Genomic DNA, 22,283 nt, shown 5'->3' with positions numbered 1-22,283 from the left:
TCAGCTCTCCTTCTCGATGGAACGGTTTAAAAACACCAGCGGTACCAATCCCACCAACACAATCACGATGGCACCCAGAGCGCCCTGCTCCAGCCGCTCATCCGACACATACTCGAACACCTTGGTCGCAAGGTTTTCAAACCCAATGGGTCTTAACAGCAGCGCAGCCGGCAACTCTTTCATGGCCTCAATAAAGACCAGCAGCAGTGAGGCCAATATCCCGGTGCGAAGCAGCGGTAAATGCACTCTGAAGAACAAGGCCACAGGCCCCTTGCCCATCGACAAAGCCGCCATGTCCAGCGACGGAGACAGCCTGCGCCAGCTGTTTTCGATACCACCTATGGCAATGGCAATAAAACGCACGCAAAAGGCAAAAATCAGTGCGAGGGTGCTGCCGGTGAACAGTAACCCGGGGCCATCAATCCCCAGCCAGGTACAAAAATCATTAAGGCCGAAATCGAGCCAGGTCAGGGGGCCAAGTACACCGATTGCCAGCACTGTACCCGGTAAGGCATAGCCCGTTGAAGCGAGCCGCGCGGGCATGGCATCCTGCGCTCTTGGGCTTATTCGGGCGATAAAGAGCAGCGCCAGCGCAAACACAACACAGAGCACGGCCGCAATGGCCGACAGTGAAAAGCTGTTCCAACTGTAACGCCAAAACTCGCCCTGCCAACTCAGGTCGAAGTAGCGCACCGCATAACCCAGCAAGATGCCAAGTGGCAGCAAAAAAGAGGCAAACAGCAGCAAGGTACAATAACCCAGGCCCACCCAGCGCCAGCGTCCCAGTGTCAGGCGGGGGATTTGTCCCGTGAGCGCCTGACGCTGAAACAGCTGCTGTCGGCGCCTGGCAAATCGCTCAAGCCAGATAAGTAAAAATACGGCCACCAGAATGATCATCGATAGCTTGGAAGCCGAGGCTAAACTGCCATAGCCAAGCCAGGTGTCGTATACGGCCGTGGTCAGAGTAGGCACAGCAAAATAACTGACGGTGGCGAAGTCGGCGGCGGTTTCCATGGCAACCAGCGCCACACCGGCGGCAATGGCGGGTCTTGCCATGGGCAGCGCCAAGCGCCAAAAGCTTTCCCGCTCACTGGCCCCCATCAGTCGGGATGCCTGCAGCAAACTCAGTGACTGTTCCATAAAGGCCGTTCGGGCCAGCAAAAAGATATAGGGGAAGAGCACCAAGGCCAGAATCAGCGTGGCGCCGCCGAGGCTGCGGATATCGGGAAACCAGTAATCGTTGACGCTGTTAACGCCAAGCAGTGCCCTCAGGGCCCGCTGAATTGGCCCGGGGTAGTCCAGCAAATCCGTGTAAACATAGGCCACGACATAGGCAGGCATCGCCAGTGGCAGCAACAAGGCCCATTGAAAAAAGCGCTTACCCGGCATATGACAGCGAGCCACCAACCAGGCAGCGGGAATCGCCAGCAATGCCGATAACAGGCTGACGCCGAGCATCAGCAGCAGGGTATTGAGGATATAGGTGGGCAGCACTGTCTCGGCCAGATGTGCAAACACCTCACCATCGGGCAGGGCGGCGGTGGCCAGCAGCGCCAGCAGCGGCGTTAAAAACAAGAATGCAATAAAAAAACCCAAAAACGACCAGCGCCTGGGCAATCCAACTACCATAGTGTATTCCAGTGGCGGCGCCCTCCGATGGCGCCGCGCGATTTAGGCGAATGCTATCGTCAGAGGTCGAATTTCACTTCATCAAGCAGTTTTACGGCTGCACCGTGATATTCAGCAAGCTTTTCTATGGCCAGAGTATCGGCCTTAAACTCGCCCCATGACGCCACCACGTCCGACGGTTTCACATCAACTTTAACCGGATACTCCATGTTGACTTCCGCATAGGCATGTTGTGCCTTATCCGATGCCAAGAACTCCATCAGCTTCACAGCCTTTTCTTTATTTGGCGCATATTTGGGCATGGCCATGCCGGATACGTTGATATGGGTGCCACGGTTAGACTGATTGGGGAAATTGATGTACACGGCATCGGCCCAGCTCTTCTGCTCCGGATCCTGCATCATGGCGCCAAAGTAATAGCTGTTGCCAATGGCAATGTCACACAAGCCTTCCTTTACGGCTTTGACCTGTGCCCTGTCGTTCCCCTGAGGTTTACGTGCCAGGTTGGCTTTCAAACCTTCAAGCCAGACTTTTGTTTCGGCCTCGCCTTTATTGGCAATCATCGAGGCCACCAGCGAAATGTTGTACGGATGCTTACCACTGCGGGTACAGATTTTACCCTTGTACTTGGGATCAGCCAGATCTTCGTAGTCGATATCCAGCTTACCCAGTCTCTCTTTGGAAGAATAAAGGCTGCGGGTGCGCACCGTCAGGGCATACCAGTCACCGTCGGCGGAGCGCAACTGCGCTGGAATGTTGCTCTCGAGTACAGGGCTTTGCACCTTGTCCACCAAATCTTTATCAACCAGTTCCATCAGTTTGGAGAACTCAGAGGTCAATACCAAATCCGCCGGAGACAGACGACCCTCTCGTTGCAGACGCTCTGCAATACCATCTTTGGCAAACACCAATTGGGTTTGAATACCGGTTTCTTTGGTGAATTCGGCCAGTATGGGCTCGATCAAAAACGCCTGCCGGTAGGAATAGACGGTCAGCTTGTCAGCCGCCATGGAAGAGCCGGTCAAACAGGCCAGGCCTGCGAACAATACCCCTTTGGACAATTTCATCTCGAACTCCCAGAATTTGCTTAAACCAAAACAAACTAATGATAATTATTATCACTTCAAACAGGGTAATCCAAGGGGTCGCGGCTGACAACTTAAACTCGTCAAATTGTTAGCTGAGTCAATAAAATTTATCGATACTGTTCAGCATGTTAGATACTTGCGCCAGAAGCAAAACCGCGGATTATCTCAAACTAAACTAAACTGAAACTTAATTGTTTACCGGCAAAGGAGCGAGCATTATGGACTTGTTTTTGCTGTTGCTGGCTCTGATAGTTTCAGTTGGCTGGTTTCTTTACAGCAAGTATCAATCGGATCACTGGCATCAACGTCACCGCCATTGCAGACACAAAAAGCATCCTGTTGTGCCCCATGAGCTGGAAATCCCCAAAGAATTTGGCGTGTATGAGTCACTCGAAGAGGTTGAGCATCAAGCCAGAATTAATGGTACAAGACCACAGGGACTGCATCCATTTCACTGTGTCAGTGTGGTTGCAGGCCAGAATGACTGCGATGCCCGACAGGCAATTGATGGACAAAGATTTCTCTCAGGTGAAGCCCCGGCAATTCCGCTGAAGGGTTGTAACGCTGAGGCGTGCCATTGCCACTACCAGCACTTTGAAGATCGCCGGATGCCGCACTCAGACAGGCGGGCAAGATATGGACTGACTGAAGAACTGTATGGTCATTTTGGCGAAAAAAATAAGCGCCAACTCCCAAGGGGACGGCGCATTACCGATGTTTAACAGGCTTTATCCGGGCGGGTTTCACGGAATATTGGCAGTTCACGCACCTCTTCAAACCAAAGTGCCAGCGCCGGAGCAAGATTGCGCCACTCCAGTGCCGGATGCCGGTAATCCATATAATCCAGTAAACACACCAACGCTATACTCCGGGCATTGATACGATCTGAACTCCCGGCTCCCTGACGTTCCAGCTCACGAATTCCCCTCAGCAACGCCTGCTCGAAACGGGACGTCCAAAACGCAGAGCGCACCCCCTCTTCTTCCCGCATCTGTTCCTGCCGCAGCTTTACGGCACTGTCGATAAGGCCTTTTAACAGGGAAAACTGGCACTGGGCATGCCAATCCAAACCGGACTCACCAAACAGCTGGCTCCTGGCATAGGTCGCATCAAGGTAGCGACAGATCACTTCACTGTCGTACAAGGCAGAACCATCGTTCAGAAACAGGCAGGGGATCTGTCCCAACGGATTGGCACTAAGCAAGGTATCGCCATTTTCCAATGGATTTGTGTTCAGCTCTTCGACATCCAATTCCAGATAGCGCACCAGGATTCGAACCATGCGGGAATAAGGCGAAGGTGCAGAACATAAAAGCTTCATGGGGAATTCCTTGTGTATTTACCAATATTTTTCAACGGTGATTTGCCCTGGCGTCCGGCGAAGGTTTTTACAAAGACCGCGTTCGAGTAATAACGCCTGCGTACCTGCAACCATCTCAGGATTACCACAAATCATTACCTGAGAATGCTCTGCAGACAATGTAAGGCCGCTCACGGCCTCCAGCTCACCGGACGCCAGCGCATCGGGGATCCTTTTGTGCAAGGCACCGGGTACTGTTTCGCGGGTAACGGATAAGATAAGCTGAAGCCTTGGCCTGCTCGCTGCCAGGGCTTGCAACTCATCGAGATAGGCCAAATCCTCAGCCCGGCGAACTCCATAAACGAGCACCAGATGTTCGAACCTTTCCCAAGGCTCTGCTGTGCCCAGCATGGAAATAAAGGGGCCGACGGCGGTACCTGTGGCCAGCATCCACAGCTGACGCCCTTCGACGGGAGAGTCGGGTAATTCACTCAGGGTTAAAAAGCCGGTCGCACTGGCAGAAACTTGAAGCACATCACCAGGGCTTAAGTCCTGCAACCTTGGGGACAACTCGCCTTCTTCAACGGCAACGGCCAGCACCTCGATATAGTCTGTTCCGGGAGGGTTAACCAGCGAGTAAGCCCTTGCTATGCGCTTGTCCTCGCTGGGTAAACTGAGTTTGATAAACTGGCCCGCGATAAAGGGCGCTATTTTGGCATCAATCTTGAGACTGAACAGCTTGTCGGTCCAATCCCTTCTTTGCAACACCCGGCCTTCAACCCACATGTCGCCTCCCCTACTTTGTGGCTGCAGTTCCAGCATAAGCAAGGGAGGAGAAAATAAAAACCCTTTTTAATGGAGACGTTTATCCTGCTGTGCTCTCTTCATGATGTTGTGGATTCATTCTCTCGGCAAAATCCTTCAACCCTTGCTGTACCAGGTCGTAGGTCTTATCAACTCCGGCGGCGATATCGCCTTCCAGAACCTTCAGGCCATCCAGTATATCTCTGGCCTCTTTAAAGCCCTGGTCGATAGCACCGCCTATCACTCCCATAAAACCTTCCAACTGCTGCTCGAAAGACTGACTGCTATTTTGTGATTGATAGACGCTGAAGAACTGGGTCGCAAAATCGACTATTCTGCCCGCTGTGGCTTCCGGAGAAGTATCAACGCCTTCCTCGGCGAGGCGCTCAATGGCCTGCTCGCCCTGTGTAGGCGCCAGCTGTTCATTGATAGCCTCAATCGCGGCGCGATAAAGTAACACCATGGGTTCGTTGGCAGCACTTAAGTTAACCTCCTGCTGCGCAGAGAGTATCGCTGCGTTCATCAAGGCACGGCTGGAGTGTGCTGCTGTCTTTTGGCTGGCAACCACGGCAACACTCTCACCATGATTTTTGCCGGTTCCAGGGCTCTTGTCTTTTGCCACTTGAGACACTGTGGCGCCGTGATTGGGTTGGGATGGGCGAATTTCCATGGGTTACCTCGATACTGGCACAAGCCTACTTAACCTCTGTATCGGATAATTTTTGTACAACTTTAATAAAAAGTCGCCCTGGTGTTGCGAGAAAGCAACGGGGTACACACTCGACTTAAGTTTTAATTTAAACTTAACCAGCCTTGAGTATAATGGCCGCCCAAATATTGATTCAGTTAACACTTAAGGAGTAAAGTGGGGACTGGATCAACCATTTAAAGCTCAGGATCCGGATAGTGAATAAGCCAAACATACCCGAGGCCAAACCTCGCAGTACCAGTTGTCAGAACTGCGACAGATTGACCGAGATTGAAGGAGAACAACTCTGTTTCAGGGATGGACGCATCATTCGATTGGCGCCTGCCGACGGGGAAAAGCATTTGCCGTTGCTGTGTGAGGGATGGCGTAAACCTCCATCCTCAAAGTAAGTAGCCCTAACCGTAAAAGCCTGCCGAAGGCTGGTTACCAGCGTTGGCGCTGCGGATCACATTGTCCAACACCATATCCGTGTTCAGCTTGGCCAGTGTCAATCCCCGTGTCGACACCTTAAGCCCCGCACAGAGCTGCGCATAGATATCCACCAGCGCTTCATGAGTCACCTGACGCTTTTTCAAGGTCGCCGAAACTGCGTTCCAGTCGGTGGTGACTTTTTCGTTCATACCTTCCAAATTGACCAGCAAAGCGATGTTTTTCATAGCGACTCCGTGACAATTTTTATCGTTTTTAGGATTATGCGAGCGCTTTGCTGAATCACACCTGAACTTCACTTCATCTTTTGCTCATGCTGAATGTGCCAAAGCCTGGCGTAAAGGCCGTCCATTGCAAGCAATTGTTGGTGGGTGCCCTGCTCGGCAATGCGCCCATGACTGAGCACCAAAATGCGGTCGGCATCCACTATGGTCGAAAGCCGATGGGCGACGACCAAACTGGTGTGTCCGGTTGCCACTTCTTTCAGGGCATCCAATATGGCCTTTTCGGCACGGCTGTCCAGTGATGAGGTTGCTTCATCAAACACCAGGATAGGAGAGCCTTTGAGCATGGCTCTGGCAATGGCGACCCGCTGCTTTTCTCCACCGGAAAGTTTAAGCCCACGCTCCCCCACCTTGGTGTCCCAACCGGATGGCAGCGCCGCCACAAAATCTGCAAGATGCGCATGACGGATGACAGCGCGCACTTCTTCATCACTGGCATCCGGGCGGCCGTAGCGGATATTTTCCAGCAAGGAATCGTTAAACAGCACTGTATCCTGGGGCACTATCGCAATGGCTTTTCTCAGGCTGTCCTGGGTCATGTCCCGAAGGTCTGTATCATCGATGCAGATCCGCCCTGAATCGACGTCATAAAACCTAAACAACAGCTTTATCAGGGTGGATTTGCCGGCACCGCTGTCACCCACAACAGCCACCTTTTCACCGGGAGCCACTGTGAAGCTGACATCCGATAAAATAGTGCGCTCATCGTAGCTGAAGTTAACCTGCTCAAAACGGATTTCCCCCCGCTGGCAGTCAAAATTCACGGCATCAGCCTTGTCTTCGATGCGCGGGGTTTTGTCCAGCAGCCCAAACATCCGCTCGATATTAGCCAGTGCGCCGCGGATCTCCCGGTAAACAAAACCCAAGAAGTTCAGCGGCATAAACAGCTGCATCATAAAGGCATTGATCAAAACGAAATCGCCCAGTGTCATCTGGCTTTCAGTCACATGCTTGGCCGCGAGAGCCATCATGGCGGTCATGGCAACGGCAATAATCAATGCCTGCCCCCCGTTGAGGGCAAACAGTGACAGGCGGTTATTCCGCTTCGCCGTTTCCCATGCCTCCAACGCCTTATCGTAGTGAGCCGACTCGAAGCGTTCGTTGTTAAAATACTTCACAGTTTCGTAGTTCAGCAGGCTGTCGATGGCGCGGGTATTGGAAATTGAATCGGCTTTGGCGGCCTGGCGCACATATTCGGTACGCCACTCGGTGGCTACCACGCTGAAGCCAATATAGAGGATGACAGAAACCAGCGTGATACCGGCGAACTGCCAGCCGTACTTAACGAAAAAGATGCCCACCACCAAGGCGATTTCCAGCAGGGTCGGCACTATGTTGAACACCATAAAACGCATCAGAAAACTGACGCCACTGGTGCCCCTCTCAATGTCTCTGGACAGGCCGCCGGTACGCCGCTCGAGGTGAAAGTCCAGATCAAGGCGGTGCAAATGATCAAACACCGCCAGTCCCAATCGCCGGATAGCCCGCTCGGTGACACGACCAAACAGGGTGTCGCGGATTTCCCCGGTGATGGACATCAGCAATCGGGCTCCACCGTACGCCAGCACCAACCCCAATGGCACGGCAACCAAGGCCTGGTTCCTGCCTGCATCCAACCCATCAACCAACCCCTTCAACAAAAAGGGCATGCCTACGCTCGCCAGCTTGGCAATCAGCAAGCAGAGCAGCGCAAGTAAAATACGTCCTTTAAACTCAAGCAAATAAGGCCATAGAAGGCCAAGTACTTTCCAGTTCAGCTTTTCGATGGGGCCTTCAAAATAGGCTGTTGGGCGCATAGGAATAAGACGAGTGAGAGTTTGAGAGGGATTCTATCATCCCCAAACGGGTTTGAACGTCTTGTTGTTGGCAAACTCACCATAATTCTTGAGCAGAGGGCTGACAGGCGACATCTTTGGCTGCATCTACAATGGCAAAATAATAGTACTTCATTCCATTAAAGCTACATTTAACTCAGTCTTTAGACTTACCAAAATATCATTTTGATAGCGCTTTATTACTAACGAAGTCGATTTTTTTCGCCTGAAAGCGTCTACGAGGTTATACAAGAAAAAAGAATTTGCTAATCTGTGACCACCTTACTGTCCGACCTGGCATGTTCTACTTGGCCGGCCATGAGTGTTCAGAATTCATTTCTGTAAAATACAATAACTTAAGGGCGATTTATGTTAGATTCTGCACAAGTTCAATACCCACCGCTCACTTTGATCCAAACCTGGGTATGGATGATGATGGAATCAGGCAATCCGGAGCTTCAGGAAAAGGGACGTCGAAATCTGATAAATTCTTTTGGCAGCCTGGCCAAGGCCAATGAGTACTTGGCGCAAAACCTGAAAAAGTAAGTAAAAGAAAAGGCGCCTCAGGCGCCTTTTTGATATCCGCTAAATCAGCTGCGATTTCGCCTTGCCAATACTGCATGATTAAGGGTGGCCAGCAGTTTAGCGCTATCATCCCAGCCGAGGCAGGCATCAGTCACGCTTTTGCCATATTCCAGCGGCACGCCGGGCACATGATCCTGACGACCTTCATTCAGATGACTCTCAACCATCACGCCAAAAATCCCTTTGTTACCCTCGGCAAGCTGACTGGCAACATCATCGGCCACCACCATTTGTCGGGTAAACTCTTTGCTGCTGTTGGCATGGCTGAAGTCAATCATCACATTGTCCGGCAATCCTGCACTTAACAACTGCGTCTGGATCCTGGCCACATGCTCACTGCTGTAATTGGGTTCACGCCCACCGCGAAGAATAATGTGGCAGTCCGGATTACCTTTGGTGGACACGATAGCCGAATGTCCAAACTTGGTTACTGACAGAAAATGATGGGGCGCAGCCGCAGCGCCAATGGCATCGATGGCTATTTTGATAGTACCGTCGGTACCGTTTTTAAACCCTACCGGGCAAGAAAGACCTGATGCCAGCTCGCGATGTACCTGAGACTCTGTGGTACGGGCTCCAATAGCGCCCCAACACATCAGATCGGCAACATACTGGGGCGTGATCATATCGAGAAACTCACCCGCAGTAGGCATGCCCATATGGTTAAGTTCCAGTAACAGCTTACGGGCCGTGCGCAGGCCGTCATTCAGCTTAAAGCTGTTGTCCATGTAGGGATCGTTGATAAGACCTTTCCAACCAACCGTGGTTCTGGGTTTTTCAAAATACACGCGCATCACCACTTCCAGCTGGTCGCGGTATTGCTCTCTCAGGGCAAGCAAACGCTGACCGTATTCCAGGGCCGCTTGCGGATCGTGGATAGAACAGGGGCCAATCACCACCAGCAGACGATCGTCTTTTTTTGCCAGCAAGTTGTGAATATTACTCCGGGCATTAAAAACCGTGGCAGATGCGTTCTCTGTTGCAGGAAATCGCTCGAGAATGGCGATAGGTGGCAGCAATTCTTTTACTTCATTAATACGAACGTCATCATTTTGGTAATACATAGGTTTTGCAAGCTCCGGAAAGGGTTAAATCACGTGTCTCTCTATCTGTTATGACCCTGTCAATTTAGCGACTAAACGGACCCGTGGCAATCAAGATATACTTTTTTAATAAATTCAAGCTTATCAGTATGAATTTATTAAAAATTTATGAAGTAAAAAATCATAATTAACTGAACTCGCCGATGAATGCGTGCCTGACTCACCTCGTTATGATGGCACCAAACACCGACATCCCCTCCCTGGCACCACTCCACAGATACAGCATTTCATACTGAAAGAAATTCCGTTTTTATTATGAACAGTTTAAAACAGGGCAGAATAGCAACCCGAATAGATATTCTTATTTTTCATAATGATAACAATGTAGAGCAAAAGCACCAAACCAGTGTATCGAGCCATTACCCTAAACTGTACTGACGTACCGTTTAAAAGACTTGCAAGCCAAAAAATGTTAGCGATAGGTTAATTGCGCAGGTCGGACGTCCTACCTGTTTCAACAAGACCATATAATTACATCAGACAAATGAAGACAGCCAAAACGCTAATGCTTCTGGGTCTGTTTGCAGTCAGCCCCCTGAGTTTGGCCGCGTCAGGAATAGCTTTTATTCATGGCACAGGTCATCAAACCGATGCGCTTAACGACTACTGGACCAGTGAATTTGTCAATTCCGTCCGCCAGGGTCTGCCAAGCAGCGCGAACTACGCAGTCATCAACTGCGATTTTGACCAGTATATGTGGGATGAGGCCGCCGCCGGCTGCCTTTCCAGCCAGCTGGGCAGTTTCATCGACAGTAAAAATATCAACGATTTGGTACTGCTCACCCACTCCAACGGTGGCAACGTTGTGCGTTGGATATTGTCCAATCCCACCTGGGATGCCCGCTACCCCAAGGTCATCAACGTAACCACCCGAGTCATCGCGCTGGCGCCCTCCAGCGGCGGAACACCGCTGGCCGACGCCGTAACCGAGGGGAATGTATTTGAAACCACCCTCGGCTGGCTGCTGGGCTATGGCAGCGATGCCGTAAAACAGCAGCAGGTCAGTTGGATGTCTTACTACAACGCCAACTGGCTCAAGGGCACCACAGGACGCCCAACCCTCGGCAAACCCTTTGAGGTGGTGGTGGGATCAGATGTGGACTCTGCCATTTGGGACAGTGACAGCTATTGCGGCGGTTACCAAAATCAGGTTGCCCTCGAAACCACCCAAAACTGGCTGGACGATTGCTCAGACGGTTTTCTGGAGTGCAGCTCCCAAAGTGCCGCGGGTACCGTTTGGTTCAGGGATAAGCAAAAAACCTGGGGTAGCGAGCCATTAAGCCATCAGCAGAGTCGACGGGCCTGTTTCGGTCTCGACGTCTTTATCCGTAATCGTATTTAGGAGCGCGACCATGATGACTCACAACAAACTGGCCGCCGCGGTATTGATGTCATTGATGCTGAGTGCCTGTCAGGGAGAGAGCAGCTCAGACAATGCCGAAGCCATGGGTGTACAGGTGGCGCAAGTGTCGCCGCTGTCCGCAGGTGACATGGGCTTTAGCCAGGTTCAGGGGCCTGTTACTCAGGGGCTTAACACCAGCCGGGATGACATCCAATTTGTCTCCCCAATGTCCGGGGAATACCACCCCCGCCAACTGCAACAGACCCAATCGGTGGCCAGTAACGAATATTGGTTTACTGTCTCGGGCGATGCACTGAATCAGGGCATTCCCCTGACCATCAGCCAGGGCGGCGCTGTCATTCGCCTGGCGCCGAGGGCTGACATGAGCTCGGGCGCCTTGTTCCATGCCCCGGCCATTGAACCGAATTCACTGGAGCTCTCAGCCCCCAAAGGCGCGCAGGTGCCTGATCTGATGCGCTCCATGGCCAATGCCGACGCACTGGCATCGGCGGGGATGAATGACGATTCGAGTGCGCTCTTGCTGTCCAGCGCGGCCCCTGCCGGTGAATACCGCCTTAAGGCGCGAACTGCCGTTGATCCCCGCAGTCAGTATCTGGTGAATGTGAAGGAAAAAGGCAGCCCGCTGCTGTTGCATCTCTCGGCCCCCATGGGCCTGAGCCTGGGGCAATCCCTGGCAGGTTCACTTGCATTGGATGGGCTGGGCCAGTTAAACGCCGCCAACGCCCGGCTCAGACAGGGAGCAAAGGAATTACCACTTGAACTGACGCTGGAAAATGGCTCATTCAGCGCCGCCATGCCCGATGGCTTTATGCCTGAGTCTGCCGCAGAGCTCAGTGAATTGCTGATAGATGTTCACAGCCAAGTCGATGGGGTGAATGTAAAGCGCACCATTAAAACGGCGTTCAAACACTTTGTCCCCAGCGGCCGTGTGTTGCCCGAGACCCAGGTGCATTGGCAAGGCAAGACGCCGGTGGCTGTTACCTTTAATCTGGAACTGGCAGAGGCAGGCAGGTTTGCTCTCTCGGCCGTCCTCACCGGAACCGACAGCAGTGGCAGAGAAGTGGCAATTCACAGCAGTGCGGCAGCACGCTGGTTCGATGAAAGCGGCAGCCTGACACTGCTTCTGTCCAGAGATTTGATTGAGGCATCCGGGCTGGAAGCGCCTTTCCAGATACGGGAGCTGGAGCTTAAAGATCAGGGACAGATGGCAATACTGTCGTTTCAGGATAAGGCTCTACGATTGTAGTATTCAAAACCAAAAAGGCTCCGTTGGGAGCCTTTTTCTTTTATGCTTGATGCCATATCGGCAGTGACTTCAGCTGTTAACGGGTTGACCTATTTATCCAGCTGCAATTTAAATTCCTGCACCGCTGCCACTACCTGCTTTGCGCCTTCGCGGATTTGCTCTATGGCTTCGCCGGCTTCCACGGCCAGAGCAACACCTTGCTCGACCTTATGTTTGCTTTGTTCCATGTTGGCTACGGCCGCCTGAGATAACACCTGATTCTGGCGCACCACATCGACGATTTCGACGGTGGCATTGGCGGTTCGAGCCGCCAGGCTGCGAACCTCATCGGCGACTACCGCAAAACCACGCCCCTGCTCACCGGCACGCGCCGCCTCAATGGCGGCATTGAGCGCCAACAGGTTGGTTTGATCGGCGATGCTGCGAATGGTTTGCACTATATTGCCTATCTTCTCCGACTGGTTGCTCACATCCTCAATGCCCCTGGCAGCCAGATTGATTTCTTCGGCTATGCCTCGCACCACCTCCACGGTGGATTGCACCACCTGAGCACCGCTGCGTGCATTGGCATCGGTATTAAGGGCAATATCGTACGCCAACACGGCAGCGGCCGACTCGGCCTGCTGCTGGTTCACCCGCTCGGTAATATCATTGGCAAACTTCACGATTTTATAGAGCTCACCGCGCGCGTTGTACACTGGGTTATAGGTGGCACTGAGCCAAATTGTCCGTCCCAACTTATCCTGACGCTGAAAGCGGCCGGTAAAAAACTCCCCCTGATTCAAGCGCGACCAGAAGTGCTTATATTCCTGTGAGGCCGCATACTCTGGCGCACAAAAAAGCCTGTGGTGTTTACCCTTGATTTCATCCAGGCGATAACCCGTTACTGCCAGAAAATTTTCATTGGCCCGGATCACCTCGCCACCAGTGGTAAATTCAATGACCGCCATCGAACGGTCAATGGCATTCATCATGCTTTGCTGTTCGTTTTCAATTTCTACTATGTCAGTCACATCCGCAGCCAGCTTCAAGACGCTGACCACCTTGCCTTCTTCGTTGCGGATGGGGTTGTAAGAGGCTCCAAGCCAAAGATTTTTGCCATCCCGGCCAAGCCTTAAAAAGCGGCCACTGGCGTGTTTCCCCTCAGCTAGGCTTCGCCAAAACCCTTTGTACTCATGGCTTTTGGCGTACTCAGAGGTACAAAAGATACTGTGATGCTTTCACTTGATGTCTTCGAGGCGGTAACCCACAAGAGACAAAAAGTTTTCATTTGCAGTGACTATGGTGCCATCCGGTAAAAACTCAATCATCGCCGTTGAAGCACTCACGGCCGCGGCCCGCGCCTGGTACCTTTGTATTTCAGACCGATAAGAGGCCAATTATTGCTTTAATTTGTTATTAAACATCTGCTTCTCCGCAATAACCCATATCAGCGACGCACCTGAGGCGGCGCATCACAGCGCTTGTCAGGCTCAACACAAAGTGTACGACATAAGGAGCTAATCGGTTCAGATAGCAGGAAATAAGTGTGTCAGGCACATCACCGGGGCCGGGCTGAAACCCCAGCACACTCATTAAAGGCGTGAGATAAAATCACGTGCGTCAGGAAGCACAGGGGAAGGTCAAAACAAACCGGCCCAAGGTCAAGCTCAGGCCGGATAAAATACCTTGGTGCATGACTCAGAAAACGAACTCAGCGGTTTGCCATGGCGTTTAGCTTGGCCTGATAACGCCGCTTATCTCCATCATCGCCACTGAGCGCCAGGGCTTTTTCCATACTTTGGCGGGCTTTCTTGGGATTGCCGGATGCCCAGTAGGCCTGGGACAGTCCAAAGTAAAACTCATGACGGTAGTCCGCCTTTTCCACGGCCTGCAAAAACCAGTTCACTGCCTGCTGGTATTCATGCTCAGACAACGCCTGCTCGGCCATATCGTAGTAGTAGTAGGGGTTGCGGATCCGGGCCAGCTCCAGCACCTTGTGCACCTCGGCCCACTCATCCAGCCGGTCCTGGGCTGAGAGAATCAGCGCCAGGTTGTACAGGGTTGTCATGTTTTCCGGCTCTTGTTTCAGCGCCTCCCGATACACCTCCTCGGCAAGATCTTCCCTCTGATGGTAGCGATACAGAATGGCAAGGGTATTCAGGGCGGGAACAAAGGTGTTGCTTTGCGCCAACGACAGGCGGATTAAGCCGTAGGCTTTGTCATGGTCACCATCGATCAGTGCCTCGGCGGCCAGATTATTGTAAAACATGGCCAATAACATGCTTCGGTTGATGCGAACCCTGTCATAGCCGCGGACTGCACGCTCGGGCAGAAAGTCCACCAGTATAGGACCACGCAAGTGCACCACATTCGCTTCTGAAGGCGGTAACAGGCGCAGATTCACGTGACCATTAACCAGATAGAAATCCCCTTGCCTGTCCCACACCGGCTGTACCAGCACGTCCTGAAAATCCACGGCAACTCCCAGCGCATCAGCCATGGCCGTCGCCAAAACCACCAGCGACATGCAGTTACCTGCCCTGTCGTAATAGGTGTCGGCTGCGATGCGGGTATTGTTGTCCTGATAACTGAAACCACCATCGGCTGCAGCAAGCTGGGAGGAGAGCCAACTGTGAGCCAGCTCATTGTCGCCGCCAGGCAGGGTGCGTTGGCGGTCATAGGCGCGCTTTAATTCCTGCGCCACGCCGGGTGGCAAAGAAAAGACCTCTTGGGAAGAAGGCAAACCACTGACAGGATTAAAAATTTCATCGTGAAATAGGCTGCTGACACTGGTTTGATTCACCCGCTCAGAAGTGGATGCACAGGACACCAGCAAAGGAAGCAACAGGCAACAGAGTATTCTTGCAGACATCGGCGCCCCCAAAATCGATTGGCCTCATTTGAGACTACGTCAATTTGTCGCGAAAAGCCCACACAATAAGTAACAAAAGTTTAATGCGCTTTTCCCTATTTTGGCTTGTTGACTGGCTGTGGTTCGGCCTCAGGATTGGGGACAGAAATGTACAGTTCCCGCCCCTGCCAGGGATAAGGCCTGTAAAAGAAGCCTTTGCAGCTGAAATGCCGGTAAGGGGATGGCACCAACACGCAGCCAAGGGGCAGTGATTGCAGGATTTCCAGTTGTTGCTGTGCCCGTAAAGCCTCCTGCCACTGATGTTCCCGTGCCAGTTGGTCGCGAACGGCGAAAGCGTCGAAGGCCTCATCACTCTTTCGCACCACCACCTGTCCGGCAGAGGCTCCCAGACTTGTCAGCACCATTACCGCGAGCAAAGATTGTAATCGCATCCCGATCCCTCCGTGAAACGTCAAATCAGCCGCCAAGCCCAATTTATTACCCAGGCCTGGATTGGCGTCTTTGGTCAGTATCCCTCCCCTTCTTCGCCGAAGACAAGCAAAACAAAAACAGCAGGCCTGAGCCTGCTGTTTGTCTGAGTTTGATTGCCGTTATCCGGCCGTTTTTACAGTGACAAACTCTGGGTAGGCATCGATACCGCAGTCTGAGGCATCCATACCGTTGTACTCTTCTTCCTCGCTGACACGGATCCCCATGGTCACCTTGAGGACAAACCACACCAGGAAGGAGGCTCCGAAAGTCCAGGCGAAGATGGCACAGATACCAAACAGCTGCGCACCCAGGGTCGCATCGGCGTTGGAAACAGGGACCAGCAGCAGACCAAGCACCCCGGCCACACCGTGTACCGAAATGGCACCAACAGGATCGTCAATCTTGATGCGATCAAAGCCCACGATGGAGAACACCACCAGAGCTCCGGCCAGCAAGCCAATGGCCGCGGCAAACCCAAGCGAAGGCGACAGTGGGTCGGCGGTAATGGCCACCAGGCCCGCCAGCGCGCCGTTTAAAATCATGGTCAGATCTGCTTTACCCCAAATCATTTTGCACACAATCAGGGCAGAAATCGCACCGAAGGCAGCGGCGGAGTTGGTGTTAACAAAGATTTTGCCAACCGCAGCCGCGTTGGCGGCATCGGACACCATCAACTGTGAGCCGCCATTGAAGCCAAACCAGCCCATCCACAGGATAAACATACCAAGAGTCGCCATCGGCAGGTTGGAGCCGGGGATGGGGTTTACCTGACCCGATGGACCATATTTGCCTTTACGGGCACCCAGTAAAATCACGCCCGACAGGGCTGCGGCGGCACCGGCCATGTGCACAATACCGCTGCCGGCAAAGTCCACGAATCCGGCCGCGCTGACAAAACCGCCACCCCAGGTCCAGAAGCCTTCTACCGGATAGATAACCGCAGTCATCACCACAGAGAATGCCAGGAAGGCCCAGAGTTTCATGCGTTCAGCCACGGCGCCGGACACAATCGACATGGAAGTTGCCACAAACACCACCTGGAAGAAGAAGTCTGATTCCAGCGAATGGTCGGCATCGGCAGCCTGAGAACCAATCAGGGTACCAAAGCTTGGCAACCAACCCCCTTCGGGGTTGTCCACATACATGATGTTGTAGCCAACAATCAGGTAAGTGATACAGGCAATGGAATAGAGACACACGTTTTTGGTGAGGATCTCAGTGGTGTTTTTGGAACGAACCAGGCCCGCTTCCAACATGGCGAAACCTGCCGCCATCCACATCACCAAGGCCCCGGAGATCAAAAAGTAAAAGGTATCCAGTGCGAATCTGAGTTCGGCCACCGTCAGGCCCAGTTTGCTGATTTCTTCCATCTCGCTTCCCCTTACAGTGCTTCGTCGTCAGTTTCGCCGGTACGGATCCGGACCGCTTGCTCTAAATCGGTGACAAAGATTTTGCCGTCACCGATTTTGCCGGTATGGGCCGCTTTCACTATGGCCTCCAACAGCAGCTCGACATTTTCAGCCTTGGTAGCGATATCCAGCTTTATCTTGGGCAGAAAATCCACCTGATATTCGGCGCCCCGATACAGCTCGGTGTGCCCCTTCTGACGGCCAAAACCTTTGACCTCGGTTACTGTCATACCTTCGATACCCATGCCGGCGATGGCTTCACGCACATCGTCGAGTTTGAAGGGTTTGATGATTGCACTCACCAGTTTCATTCCCGGCCTCCGCTGATTGTTGTATGTCTTGCCTGATAAAGACATTTCAAGCATCGCGCCAAAGTTTCAACCCAATGTTTTTAATATATTTATTACATTTAACGCACAAATTGAGCGCATAAATTCGCACAAAAAAAGTGCACTTATGCAGACAACGCACCAAGGTGGTGCATTTGACTTTCGGCGTATTGGCAGCGGCATCAAAAAGGGGTTAACTGGGTAAAACCAAGGAGGCTAGACATGCTTAAGCCAAGTGAAACTGTGCTTGTAGTCGTGGATGTTCAGGGCAAACTGGCCCGACTGATGGACAACTCAGAAGCCATGCACCAGCAACTGATCACCCTGATAAGCGGGGCCAGAATTTTTGATATTCCCATTCTCTGGCTGGAGCAATTACCGGACAAGCTGGGGCCGACCTCTGAAGAACTCAGACTGGTGCTTGAAGGTTTAAACCCTATTGCCAAGGAACATTTCAGTGGCTGGTTCTGTGATGCCTTTCGGGAAGCGCTGCTGGCCACAGGACGTAAACAAGTATTGCTGTGCGGCATAGAAACCCATATTTGTGTGTATCAAAGCTGCCGTGACATGCTGGACAATGGCTTTGATGTGCATTTGGTGGCCGATGCCATGGGCTCCCGCACCGCCGACAATAAAGCATTGGGACTGCAAATGATGCAGCAGGCCGGCGCCTCACTCACCAACGTGGAGTCGCTGCTGTTTGAACTGCAACACCATGCCGTAGGCGACAGTTTCAGGGCACTGCTGAAACTCATCAAATAAGCCGGCTTACTGCCACCTCAAACAAAGAAAAGCCCCCGCAATGCGGGGGCTTTGTGTATGCAGGCTTGGGGTTTGCTGCTTACTTGTAAGTGGCTTCGCGGGCCTTGGCTTCTGCTTCCCACTTGGGCAGCATTTCTTGCTTGAACTTGGCCTTATCGGCGTTCATCTTGTCCATGTCCATACCCAGAGCAGCCTGAGCCTTGGCCTTGGTAGAGATGTCCGGCAGCTCGATTGGCTGCTTCACACCTTTGGTGGCCAGCAACTGAGCCAGTTGAACGCGAGCATTGGCAGCCTTGTCCACGGCAGTACCCAGTACGCGCAGTGCTTCAGCTGGAGCGTGTGCAGACACACCGTGAGAAGCAATGGCGTAGTCCCAGCGCCACTGAGCGTGACGGATATTGGTCAGGATTGGCTTCATTTCTTCTTCGGTAGCACCGGCTTTCCAGGCGGCACCGGCCTCGAAGTGAGCAGCAACCAGCTGAGTTTCAGCCTTGCCTTTCAGTTCCATCACTTTTGACTTGTTGTCCTTGTAGACAGTCAACATGTGATCTTTGTCCTGGCTGTGACAGGTTCCGCAAGTTTCTTCGAAACGATCGAAGGGGTTGCCCACTTTGTGATCGGTAAACTTCTTACCCTGTTCGTTGGTGACTTTCGGCATGTGACAGTCAACACAGGACACGTTGTTCTGACCGTGAGTACCCAGTTTCCAGGTTTCATAACCTGGGTGCTGTGCTTTCAGCATAGGGGTTTTGGACACAGCGTGGGTCCAGTCGGCAAACTGGATGGCGTCATAATAGACTTCCATATTTTCCACTGTGGTACCGCCGTCCCATGGGAACTTCACGAAACCTTTACGATCGTCAGTCTTCTCGAAGTAGTACTCCACGTGGCACTGGGCGCACACCATGGATTCTTTATCCTGCTTGGAAGCCTTGTCGAATGGGGTACCAATGGCTTCCATGGCACGGTCAGCAAAAGGACGTGACAGGCGCAGTTTTGGCGAGCCTTTTTCGTGACAGTCACTGCAACCAATGGTGTTGGCAACTTCCGCACCGCCCTTAGCCCACTTACCGCTGAAATAGCCGGATTCCCCCTGTTCTTCAATCAGACGGGGGACGTCAGGGCTCTTACAGCTCCAGCAGGCCATAGGCATTGGGCCATCTTCGGCTGAGGTTGGGGCACCGGTACGCAGGGTGTTGCGCACGTCAGTCAGGGCATACATGTGACCACGTGGAGCGTTGTAGTCTTTTGCAAAACCGTAGCCTGCCCACAAAATCACCAGTGCAGGATCCTGCTCCAGTGCATCTGTGATGGCTTCACTCTCGCCAGTCGCATGCCAAGTGTTATATTGTTTGCTGAATTTGTCTTTGTATACGTCATTGCGTGGCTCGGTTTTATCACTGGCCATCGCACCGGCAGCTACAAAGCTGGCGGCGACCAAAGCGCTAAGCGCAAAGGATTTTCCGGTTAGCTTTTTCACCATCTCATCTCCGTGTTAGTTTTTGTGTTTCTGAAATACCCACGACATCTCCAGGGTCAAAAGTAGTCCTGTTAACCCTCCTTTTACATACCTATTAAGTGGTATCGGAGCTAAAGTTTGCACAAGATCAAACTCTGGATGTGTCATTGTTCACACTTTTGCATGAGCGCAGATGTGGTAAAGAAAAAGCTAATGTAGAACATAGGCTTTAGTTGCAAACGCCAGCGCCCTTGTCGACAGGACTTTTCATGAAACGTGGCAGTCTCACCTCCAAAATTCTCGGACTGATGATGATGCTCATCCTGCTCTCCAGTGGGCTATCTATCTTCGCCCTTGCTAACCTGTCATACAGCCTCGGCGATGCCCGTGCCATCAATGCCTCAGGCTCGCTGCGGATGCAGAGTTACCGGCTGATGTTCTACGCCAATTCCGGTAGTGATGAAGCCGAAGATAAAATCCGTGAGTTTGAAGCCACGCTCTATTCACCGGCACTCAAAAACTCCCTCGACTGGAGCACCCCACAACGCCTTAAAGATCAATATCTGCTGGTTATTGATAAGTGGAAGGTGATGAAGTACTTCATAGAAGAGGAAAACTCCCGCCTCTATGCCTCTTCGTTAAAAGACTTTGTCGATACCATCGACCTGTTCGTGCTGGAGACAGAACATCACGCCGCCTTTAAATTAAAACTCCTTGCAGCCAGCCAGTTGCTTGGCCTGGGTATGATGCTTGCCATCGCCCTGGTGGCGGTACGCTACACCAAGCGCAAGGTGGTGGAGCCGCTGAACCAGCTGATGCTTTCCGCCAACACCATCTCCAAGGGCAATTTCGATGTGGACATGCCCCAGAGTGAATATATTGAATTGCAGGCGCTGGCCGATGCACTCGACTCCACCGCCAAGGAGTTATCGGCGCTCTATGGCGATCTCGAGTCACAGGTGCAGGAAAAAACCCTGGCGCTGACCCGCGCCAATCAGGAACTCAATTTTTTGTACGACAACCTGGTGATGCTCCATGGCAAAACCCTCGACTACAGGGCGCTGAAAGCCGCACTGGATCAGCTCAAACAATATGAGCAGCTGGATTATTTGCGCCTGATAATTCAGGACGAAGGGGATACCGAAGAAGCCATCGAAGCCGAAGGCGGCTGGCCGGCAGCGCTTGAAGCCTCATGCCGCTTCCCGCTCACCTTTGAACAAACGGATTTGGGCTACCTGGAAATGGTGTCAGGCAAGGCGCCCAATCGCCCCCTTTTTGAAAACTTCGCCATCATGCTGGCCCGCTCTATCCTTATCCATCAATCTGCCGAGCAGCGTCAGCAACTGGCCCTGATGGAAGAGCGGGGGGTGATTGCCCGCGAGCTGCACGACTCGCTGGGACAGGTGTTGTCGTTCCTTAAGATCCAAATCTCTCTGCTCAGAAAAGGCCTGGACGACAGCTGCCGCAACCCGGAAGTTGAGCAACAGCTCAATGAAATCAATGAAGGCGTGAGCACCGCCTATGTGCAGCTCAGGGAACTGCTTTCAACCTTCCGCCTGACCATCAAAGAGCCCAACCTCAAGCACGCGCTCGAGGCCATGCTGGAACAGCTTCGCAGCCAAACTCAAACCAAACTCACGCTGGATTACGGCATTCGCGAGCAGCTGCTCGGCGCCAACCAGCATATACACATACTGCAATTGACCCGCGAAGCCACCTTAAATGCCATAAAACATGCCAACGCCGGTGAAATTGTGATTCAATGCGCTAAGAATAACCAAGGTATGATAAATATCAGCATCAGCGATGATGGTGTTGGTATTGAACACCTCAAAGAGCGGGATCAGCATTTCGGCATTGGCATCATGCACGAGCGAGCCAGCAAGCTCGATGGTCAACTGCACTTTTCCAGTAATGAAGCAGGTGGTACAACGGTTACACTCACGCTTCCCCCACATCAGGAGCCTAGTCAACATGGGTAAACCCTATTCAGTTCTGGTGGTCGACGACCATCCTCTGCTGCGCCGCGGTATCTGTCAGCTCATTGGATCGGATAAGGATTTCACACTGTTTGGCGAAGCAGGCAGCGGTTTGGATGCCCTGAGTGCGGTGGCCAATGATGAACCCGACATCATACTGCTGGATCTGAACATGAAGGGCATGACGGGCCTCGATACCCTCAACGGACTGCGCCAGGAAGGCGTGACCTCCCGCATCGTTATCCTGACAGTTTCCGATGCCAAACAGGATGTGATCCGCCTGCTGCGTGCCGGTGCCGACGGTTACCTGCTCAAAGATACAGAGCCGGATCTGCTGCTTGAAAAGCTCAAGCACGCCATGTTGGGGCACAGGGTGATCAGCGAAGCGGTGGAGGAATACCTGTTTGAGCTGAAGAATGCCACCGATGAAAATGAGTGGATAGATGCCCTGACACCACGGGAGCTGCAAATTCTGGAACACCTGGCCGAAGGGATGAGCAACCGACTGATTTCAGAGCAGCTGCACATCAGCGAAGGCACGGTGAAAGTGCATGTGAAAAACCTGCTGCGAAAGGCCAACGCCAAATCCCGCACCGAGATGGCGGTGAGATACCTGAACCGCTAAGCACAAAAAAGGCAGCCTGGGCTGCCTTTTTCAATTCGCGT

At 52.6% G+C, this 22,283-nt stretch carries 21 protein-coding genes and 2 pseudogenes; 7 read left to right on the top strand and 16 right to left on the bottom strand.

The window, feature by feature from the left end:
* Both JQC75_RS03100 and JQC75_RS03095 read right to left on the bottom strand, forming a co-directional pair.
* On the bottom strand, positions 1–1,629 hold the full coding sequence (locus JQC75_RS03100) for an ABC transporter permease (protein WP_203326039.1): 1,629 nt from the start codon (positions 1,627–1,629) through the stop codon (positions 1–3).
* Positions 1,630–1,688: 59 nt separating this feature from the next.
* The gene (locus JQC75_RS03095) at positions 1,689–2,696 is read right to left on the bottom strand and encodes a Fe(3+) ABC transporter substrate-binding protein (RefSeq protein WP_203326038.1); all 1,008 of its coding nucleotides are present in this window, start codon (positions 2,694–2,696) and stop codon (positions 1,689–1,691) included.
* Positions 2,697–2,935: 239 nt separating this feature from the next.
* Between JQC75_RS03095 and JQC75_RS03090 the strand changes: the two genes are divergently transcribed.
* A complete protein-coding gene (locus tag JQC75_RS03090; RefSeq protein WP_203326037.1) occupies positions 2,936–3,439 on the top strand; it encodes a hypothetical protein in 504 nt (167 codons plus the stop codon).
* Here JQC75_RS03090 and JQC75_RS03085 read toward each other — a convergent pair.
* From JQC75_RS03085 to JQC75_RS03065, 5 genes are all read right to left on the bottom strand, one after another.
* A complete protein-coding gene (locus JQC75_RS03085) occupies positions 3,436–4,038 on the bottom strand; it encodes a glutathione S-transferase (protein WP_203326036.1) in 603 nt (200 codons plus the stop codon). The genes JQC75_RS03090 and JQC75_RS03085 overlap by 4 nt on opposite strands.
* Positions 4,039–4,056: 18 nt before the next feature.
* Entirely contained in the window at positions 4,057–4,803 is a 747-nt protein-coding gene (locus JQC75_RS03080; RefSeq protein WP_203326035.1) for a ferredoxin--NADP reductase, read from the bottom strand.
* A 79-nt stretch (positions 4,804–4,882) separates the two neighbouring features.
* Positions 4,883–5,491, bottom strand: coding sequence for a DUF5610 domain-containing protein (locus tag JQC75_RS03075; protein WP_203326034.1), 609 nt, complete (start codon positions 5,489–5,491; stop codon positions 4,883–4,885).
* 434 nt (positions 5,492–5,925) lie between these two features.
* Positions 5,926–6,186, bottom strand: coding sequence for a hypothetical protein (locus JQC75_RS03070; RefSeq protein ID WP_203326033.1), 261 nt, complete (start codon positions 6,184–6,186; stop codon positions 5,926–5,928).
* A 68-nt stretch (positions 6,187–6,254) separates the two neighbouring features.
* Positions 6,255–8,039 carry an ABCB family ABC transporter ATP-binding protein/permease gene (locus tag JQC75_RS03065; protein WP_203326032.1) on the bottom strand — a complete coding sequence of 595 codons (1,785 nt, stop codon included), beginning with the start codon at positions 8,037–8,039 and terminating at the stop codon, positions 6,255–6,257.
* A 387-nt stretch (positions 8,040–8,426) separates the two neighbouring features.
* On the opposite strand from JQC75_RS03065, the gene JQC75_RS03060 reads away from it, so the two are divergent.
* Positions 8,427–8,603, top strand: a complete 177-nt coding sequence (locus JQC75_RS03060) for a hypothetical protein (RefSeq protein ID WP_011758776.1) — start codon at positions 8,427–8,429, stop codon at positions 8,601–8,603.
* Between the two features lie 44 nt (positions 8,604–8,647).
* Here JQC75_RS03060 and aroG read toward each other — a convergent pair whose 3' ends face one another.
* Positions 8,648–9,706: a 3-deoxy-7-phosphoheptulonate synthase AroG gene (gene aroG / locus JQC75_RS03055; protein WP_203326031.1), complete on the bottom strand. Its 1,059-nt coding sequence runs from the start codon at positions 9,704–9,706 to the stop codon at positions 8,648–8,650.
* Positions 9,707–10,229: 523 nt separating this feature from the next.
* Here aroG and JQC75_RS03050 point away from each other — a divergent pair.
* Entirely contained in the window at positions 10,230–11,087 is an 858-nt protein-coding gene (locus JQC75_RS03050; RefSeq protein ID WP_203326030.1) for a hypothetical protein, read from the top strand.
* Positions 11,088–11,097: 10 nt separating this feature from the next.
* Positions 11,098–12,354 (top strand): DUF4785 domain-containing protein, encoded by a 1,257-nt coding sequence (locus JQC75_RS03045; protein WP_203326029.1) that lies wholly within the window; start codon positions 11,098–11,100, stop codon positions 12,352–12,354.
* Between the two features lie 89 nt (positions 12,355–12,443).
* On the opposite strand, the pseudogene JQC75_RS19040 reads toward JQC75_RS03045, so the two are convergent.
* From JQC75_RS19040 to JQC75_RS03020, 7 genes and pseudogenes are all read right to left on the bottom strand, one after another.
* A pseudogene (locus JQC75_RS19040) lies at positions 12,444–12,884 on the bottom strand (methyl-accepting chemotaxis protein); the annotation flags it as partial.
* A 99-nt stretch (positions 12,885–12,983) separates the two neighbouring features.
* Positions 12,984–13,562: pseudogene (locus tag JQC75_RS19035) on the bottom strand (PAS domain-containing protein); the annotation flags it as partial.
* A 12-nt stretch (positions 13,563–13,574) separates the two neighbouring features.
* Positions 13,575–13,682, bottom strand: a complete 108-nt coding sequence (locus tag JQC75_RS19070) for a PAS domain-containing protein (protein WP_476707506.1) — start codon at positions 13,680–13,682, stop codon at positions 13,575–13,577.
* Between the two features lie 365 nt (positions 13,683–14,047).
* Positions 14,048–15,208 carry a tetratricopeptide repeat protein gene (locus JQC75_RS03035; RefSeq protein ID WP_203326027.1) on the bottom strand — a complete coding sequence of 387 codons (1,161 nt, stop codon included), beginning with the start codon at positions 15,206–15,208 and terminating at the stop codon, positions 14,048–14,050.
* A 95-nt stretch (positions 15,209–15,303) separates the two neighbouring features.
* Positions 15,304–15,639 (bottom strand): hypothetical protein, encoded by a 336-nt coding sequence (locus tag JQC75_RS03030; protein ID WP_203326026.1) that lies wholly within the window; start codon positions 15,637–15,639, stop codon positions 15,304–15,306.
* Between the two features lie 159 nt (positions 15,640–15,798).
* The gene (locus tag JQC75_RS03025; protein ID WP_203326025.1) at positions 15,799–17,049 is read right to left on the bottom strand and encodes an ammonium transporter; all 1,251 of its coding nucleotides are present in this window, start codon (positions 17,047–17,049) and stop codon (positions 15,799–15,801) included.
* An 11-nt stretch (positions 17,050–17,060) separates the two neighbouring features.
* On the bottom strand, positions 17,061–17,399 hold the full coding sequence (locus tag JQC75_RS03020) for a P-II family nitrogen regulator (RefSeq protein WP_011758768.1): 339 nt from the start codon (positions 17,397–17,399) through the stop codon (positions 17,061–17,063).
* A gap of 240 nt (positions 17,400–17,639) precedes the next feature.
* Here JQC75_RS03020 and JQC75_RS03015 point away from each other — a divergent pair, with 240 nt between their 5' ends.
* Positions 17,640–18,179: a hydrolase gene (locus JQC75_RS03015; RefSeq protein ID WP_203326024.1), complete on the top strand. Its 540-nt coding sequence runs from the start codon at positions 17,640–17,642 to the stop codon at positions 18,177–18,179.
* A gap of 79 nt (positions 18,180–18,258) precedes the next feature.
* On the opposite strand, the gene nrfA is transcribed toward JQC75_RS03015, so the two are convergent.
* Complete coding sequence (gene nrfA, locus JQC75_RS03010; protein ID WP_203326023.1) at positions 18,259–19,662, bottom strand: ammonia-forming nitrite reductase cytochrome c552 subunit; 1,404 nt, start codon at positions 19,660–19,662, stop codon at positions 18,259–18,261.
* A 245-nt stretch (positions 19,663–19,907) separates the two neighbouring features.
* On the opposite strand from nrfA, the gene narQ reads away from it, so the two are divergent.
* Positions 19,908–21,620: a nitrate/nitrite two-component system sensor histidine kinase NarQ gene (gene narQ, locus JQC75_RS03005; RefSeq protein WP_203326022.1), complete on the top strand. Its 1,713-nt coding sequence runs from the start codon at positions 19,908–19,910 to the stop codon at positions 21,618–21,620.
* Positions 21,613–22,242, top strand: a complete 630-nt coding sequence (locus JQC75_RS03000; protein ID WP_203326021.1) for a response regulator — start codon at positions 21,613–21,615, stop codon at positions 22,240–22,242. Before narQ ends, JQC75_RS03000 begins: the two co-directional genes overlap by 8 nt.
* Positions 22,243–22,283 lie beyond the last annotated feature (41 nt).

The sequence above is a fragment of the Shewanella litorisediminis genome, from assembly GCF_016834455.1.
Classification (GTDB): Bacteria; Pseudomonadota; Gammaproteobacteria; order Enterobacterales; family Shewanellaceae; genus Shewanella; species Shewanella litorisediminis.
The sequence above is the reverse complement of the archived record's forward strand: the minus strand, read 5'-3'. Positions and strand labels throughout refer to the sequence as shown.

What these genes read in the sequence shown, in the direction of transcription:
- JQC75_RS03100 (WP_203326039.1), bottom strand. Translation starts at nt 1,629, where the DNA reads ATGGTAGTTGGATTGCCCAGGCGCTGGTCGTTTTTGGGTTTTTTTATT.
- JQC75_RS03095 (WP_203326038.1), bottom strand. Translation starts at nt 2,696, where the DNA reads ATGAAATTGTCCAAAGGGGTATTGTTCGCAGGCCTGGCCTGTTTGACC.
- JQC75_RS03090 (WP_203326037.1), top strand. Translation starts at nt 2,936, where the DNA reads ATGGACTTGTTTTTGCTGTTGCTGGCTCTGATAGTTTCAGTTGGCTGG.
- JQC75_RS03085 (WP_203326036.1), bottom strand. Translation starts at nt 4,038, where the DNA reads ATGAAGCTTTTATGTTCTGCACCTTCGCCTTATTCCCGCATGGTTCGA.
- JQC75_RS03080 (WP_203326035.1), bottom strand. Translation starts at nt 4,803, where the DNA reads ATGTGGGTTGAAGGCCGGGTGTTGCAAAGAAGGGATTGGACCGACAAG.
- JQC75_RS03075 (WP_203326034.1), bottom strand. Translation starts at nt 5,491, where the DNA reads ATGGAAATTCGCCCATCCCAACCCAATCACGGCGCCACAGTGTCTCAA.
- JQC75_RS03070 (WP_203326033.1), bottom strand. Translation starts at nt 6,186, where the DNA reads ATGAAAAACATCGCTTTGCTGGTCAATTTGGAAGGTATGAACGAAAAA.
- JQC75_RS03065 (WP_203326032.1), bottom strand. Translation starts at nt 8,039, where the DNA reads ATGCGCCCAACAGCCTATTTTGAAGGCCCCATCGAAAAGCTGAACTGG.
- JQC75_RS03060 (WP_011758776.1), top strand. Translation starts at nt 8,427, where the DNA reads ATGTTAGATTCTGCACAAGTTCAATACCCACCGCTCACTTTGATCCAA.
- aroG (WP_203326031.1), bottom strand. Translation starts at nt 9,706, where the DNA reads ATGTATTACCAAAATGATGACGTTCGTATTAATGAAGTAAAAGAATTG.
- JQC75_RS03050 (WP_203326030.1), top strand. Translation starts at nt 10,230, where the DNA reads ATGAAGACAGCCAAAACGCTAATGCTTCTGGGTCTGTTTGCAGTCAGC.
- JQC75_RS03045 (WP_203326029.1), top strand. Translation starts at nt 11,098, where the DNA reads ATGATGACTCACAACAAACTGGCCGCCGCGGTATTGATGTCATTGATG.
- JQC75_RS03035 (WP_203326027.1), bottom strand. Translation starts at nt 15,208, where the DNA reads ATGTCTGCAAGAATACTCTGTTGCCTGTTGCTTCCTTTGCTGGTGTCC.
- JQC75_RS03030 (WP_203326026.1), bottom strand. Translation starts at nt 15,639, where the DNA reads ATGCGATTACAATCTTTGCTCGCGGTAATGGTGCTGACAAGTCTGGGA.
- JQC75_RS03025 (WP_203326025.1), bottom strand. Translation starts at nt 17,049, where the DNA reads ATGGAAGAAATCAGCAAACTGGGCCTGACGGTGGCCGAACTCAGATTC.
- JQC75_RS03020 (WP_011758768.1), bottom strand. Translation starts at nt 17,399, where the DNA reads ATGAAACTGGTGAGTGCAATCATCAAACCCTTCAAACTCGACGATGTG.
- JQC75_RS03015 (WP_203326024.1), top strand. Translation starts at nt 17,640, where the DNA reads ATGCTTAAGCCAAGTGAAACTGTGCTTGTAGTCGTGGATGTTCAGGGC.
- nrfA (WP_203326023.1), bottom strand. Translation starts at nt 19,662, where the DNA reads ATGGTGAAAAAGCTAACCGGAAAATCCTTTGCGCTTAGCGCTTTGGTC.
- narQ (WP_203326022.1), top strand. Translation starts at nt 19,908, where the DNA reads ATGAAACGTGGCAGTCTCACCTCCAAAATTCTCGGACTGATGATGATG.
- JQC75_RS03000 (WP_203326021.1), top strand. Translation starts at nt 21,613, where the DNA reads ATGGGTAAACCCTATTCAGTTCTGGTGGTCGACGACCATCCTCTGCTG.